Raw genomic sequence first — 3,979 nt, forward strand, 5'->3', positions numbered from 1 at the left:
ACCTCCAACACACGCTTCGCGCCATCCTCGACGGTCATCCCAGGAACCAGATCGAGCAACTGATGCCCTGGACCTGCGATCAAGCGTCAAGCCTCGCCGCATAGGGGATCGGCGTAGCGCTTACGATTATACATTCGTATAAGTTGAATGGATAAGCGAAGAGGCAATCCGTGGTGGAGAGTCTTCTGCTTGATCACGTAGATATAGGCAGTGCTTACGCCGTGTTTTCAGCAAGCTTGAGGGCTGCCTGCAGACACGGCGTAAAACCTCGAGGCAGCGCTTCGGCAGGCGTCCCTTTCTGTGCCCGCGCTCCGCATCCTGATCTGCGACTCGCTCTGTTTTGCAGGGCGCGCGCTGGCAATACATGCAACAGAAAAGATTACGAAAGTTTTAGGCGCTGGACGTTGCTAACTCCTACCAGACAAAATCTCTGGCGCGAAAGCAGAACAAAGCAGAAAGTAAACGATTACAAATTCGTATAAGTTGAATGGGTAAGCAAGAAGACAATCCCTGGTGGAGAGTCTTCTACTTGATCATATAGATGTAGGCAGTGCTTACGCCGTATTTTTCAGCAAGCTTGAGGGCTGACATGCCCTTTGCGCGCTTCGCCAGGATATCAGCCCGCATCTTCTCTGCTTCAGCAGATGAGCGGCGGCTGCGCTTTGCGCCATTGCCGGATCCGGCCCGACTATGTTCGTGTTCTGCCGTGTCCAGAATCTTCTGGGCGGTTGCGATGATCTTGTTAAGGTAAGCAGTCTGTTTTTTGGAAAGTGGCATTTCTCTTCCGTTCATTGTTGATGGTAAACGGCTGGCCGCAAATGTCGGCCTCTCAGAATACTGAGTAAGAAATGAATACATCGCAAAACGGCACAAAGCAATGCTCAAGCGTGTGCCGCAAGTGTGGAAATCACTCGCGGCAAAGTCGTGTGTATACTAACTGCGCCTGCGCCTTCGCCGTTCACCGCCATCATCAGTTGCGGAAACGATTTCTTTAGGGGGCGGTAGCACGACAGCGGCCGAAAGCTTCGGGAAAGGCGCTGTCTTGTGGGGGATCGCCATCGCCTCCACGAAGTGCTGCTGGAACATTGGCTCCACTGCCGTCTCGATCTTCTCGATTCGGCGCACCACGCTTTCGATCTCGTCGCGCGCCTTCATGTTGAGAAGTGCGATTCGCGCGCCCGTGCCCGCGGCATTGCCGGCACTCTGCACCTTCGCGAGATCGCAGTCCGGAATCAGCCCGAGGATCATCGCGTACTTGACGTCGATATGGCTGCCAAAGGCGCCCGCGAGCCTGATCTTGCCGACCTGCTCGATGCCGAGCTTGTCCATCAACAAGCTGACGCCCGCATAGAGTGCAGCCTTGCCGAGCTGTATCGCGCGCACGTCGTTCTGGGTGACGCGGATCATCGGCTCGTTGCCGCCCTCGCGCGGGCTGCGAATCACATAGTTGAATGTGCGCTTGTGGGCCTCGATGCGCGGGCTCTTCTCAGCCAGGGCGCCGTCGACCAACCCGTCCTGGTTGATGACGCCCGAGAGATACATCTCTGCGATGGCCTCGATGATGCCGGAACCGCAGATGCCCGTGACGCCGGTCTGGGAGATGGCCTCCTCGAAGCCCGGCTCGTCCGACCAGAGGTCGACGCCGATCACCTTGTAGCGGGGCTCCAGCGTCTCGGGATTGATCCGGATCCGCTCGATGGCACCCGGCGCGGCGCGCTGGCCAGAGGAAATCTGTGCGCCCTCGAAAGCGGGGCCAGTGGGCGACGAACAGGCCAGCAGGCGGGCCTTTGAGCCCAGAACGATCTCGGCATTGGTGCCGACGTCCACGGCCAGCATGATCTCATCCTGCTCGTGCGGGGATTCGGAGAGGACGACGCCAGCGGTGTCGGCCCCCACATGGCCCGCGATGCAGGGCAGCACATAGGCCCAGGCGCCGGGGTTCAGCTGCAGGTCAAGCTCCTTCGCCGGGCAGGTGACGGCAAGGCCCGTCGCGAGTGCGAAGGGCGCGCCGCCGAGTTCGGTGGGGTCGATGCCGAGGAACAGATGATGCATGACGGGGTTGCCCACCAGCACCACTTCGAGAATGTCGGTGATGTCGATGCCGCCCTGCCTGGCCACGTCCTGGGCCAGCGTGTTGAGCGCATGCCGGATGGCGGCGGTCATCTCCTTCTCGCCGCCCGGATTCATCATCACATAGGAGACGCGGCTCATCAGGTCTTCGCCGAAGCGGATCTGCGGGTTCATGAGGCCGGCCGAGGCCGTGACCTCGCCGGTCGAGAGATTGGTGAGATGGGCCGCGATGGTGGTGGAGCCCACGTCGATGGCGATCCCGAAGGCCTTGTCATGGAAGCCCGGCCAGATCGAGACCAGCCTGTTGCCGCCGCCGGGGGCGCGCGCGAAGACCGCGGCGGTGATCTTCCACTCGCCCTTGCGCAGCACCTTCTGCAGGTCCGCGATGATGGAGAGGTCGCAGGAGAGATTGTCGATGCCCCACTGGTCCTGCAGCGCCTTGTAGACGCGCTCCAGGTCCGAGGATGGCTTGTGCATGTCGGGCTCCTCGACCTCGATGAAGCACAGGCGTGTTGCGGGATCGAGTTCGATGGCGCGGGTGTCGGCCTCCTTGCGGACGACCTGCTTGTGGACCTGGGATTCGGGCGGAACGTCAATGACGAGATCGCCCAGGATCTGCGTCTGGCAGGAGAGTCGGCGGCCCTGGGGAAGTCCACGGATCTTGTCGTAGCGTTCCTCGACCTTGGTGATGCCGGAGACGTGCGAAGCGGTCGACGTGATGCCGTGCTTGGCAAAATCGCCCTCACCCACATTGACCTGGCAGCGCCCGCAGATGGCGCGGCCGCCGCAGACCGAGTCGATGTCGACGCCGAGCGCGCGGGCTGCCTGGAGGACCGGCGTTCCCACGGCAAAGCGCCCGCGCTTGCCGGACGGCGTGAAGACGATGAGGGGGTTCGTTTCGGTCATTGCGGACGTCTCATGCTTGTTTCTTGACATATCTTCCTCTCCCCCATCGGGGGAGAGGGCAGGGTGAGGGGGTGCCTGCCCTGGACACCGACGGTTTGTGATCCTGTCCGGACCAAAACACGGAACGCCCCCTCGAAACAGTGCACTGGCGGAGAGACCCCCTCACCCTTCCCTCTCCCCCGGTGGGGGAGAGGAATGCGATTGAGAGCGGGGCCGTTGCGCCTCACGAGCGGCGGCGGCGCTCTTCGCGGGCCTTGCGGCGCGCTTCGATTTCCTCGTTGGAGGAGATTTCGCCCGCGGCCTGTGCGGCGGCGGACGGGGCAGCTGTCATCTCGCGGAACTTGTTCGTCCAGAACTTGCAGTTCCGGTCGGTGCCGTTCAGCACGTTGGCGCCGAAGATGGCGTGCATGTCTTCATCATGGAGCGGGTTCATGATGGCCGACGTCATGCCGTGGCTGGCCGCCATGGCGAGGAAGTAGCCGGTGAGCGCGCGGCGGTTCGGCATGCCGAAGGAAATGTTGGACGCACCGCAGGTGGTGTTGACCTTCAGCTCCTCGCGCAGACGGCGAACCAGGCGGAACACCTGCTGGCCGGCCGTGCCCATGGCGCCGATCGGCATCACCAGCGGATCGACCACGATGTCATGCGGCTTGATGCCATGGTCGGCGGCGCGCTCGACGATCTTCCTGGCGACCTCGAAGCGCACGTCCGGGTCTTCCGAGATGCCCGTCTCGTCGTTCGAGATGGCGACCACCGCGACATTGTATTTTGCAACCAGCGGCAGGATGGCTTCGAGCTTTTCTTCCTCGCCCGTCACCGAATTGACCAGCGGGCGGCCCTTCGCCGTCTCGAGGCCCATCTTGAGGGCGGAGGTGACGGATGAGTCGATGCACAGCGGCAGGTCGCAGATCGACTGCACGATCTCGATGGTGTGGCGCAGCAGCGGCGGCTCGGTTTCATTGGGGTTCACGGCGGTGACGCCGGCGTTTACGTCAAGGATATG

3 protein-coding genes are annotated in these 3,979 nt (G+C 61.9%); all 3 read right to left on the reverse strand.

The features are described from left to right. Nucleotides 1-525: 525 nt before the first annotated feature. On the reverse strand, nt 526-885 hold the full coding sequence (locus tag ACILRA_RS20755; RefSeq protein ID WP_395663952.1) for a hypothetical protein: 360 nt from the start codon (nt 883-885) through the stop codon (nt 526-528). 48 nt (nt 886-933) lie between these two features. Beyond that, nucleotides 934-2,976 carry an ASKHA domain-containing protein gene (locus tag ACILRA_RS20760; protein WP_395663953.1) on the reverse strand — a complete coding sequence of 681 codons (2,043 nt, stop codon included), beginning with the start codon at nt 2,974-2,976 and terminating at the stop codon, nt 934-936. A 223-nt stretch (nt 2,977-3,199) separates the two neighbouring features. Then, nucleotides 3,200-3,979 (reverse strand): dihydropteroate synthase (locus tag ACILRA_RS20765; RefSeq protein WP_395663954.1); only part of this gene is annotated, 780 nt, incomplete at its 5' end.

Source organism: Aestuariivirga sp., from assembly GCF_044239095.1.
In the GTDB taxonomy this organism is placed as follows: domain Bacteria; phylum Pseudomonadota; class Alphaproteobacteria; order Rhizobiales; family Aestuariivirgaceae; genus Aestuariivirga.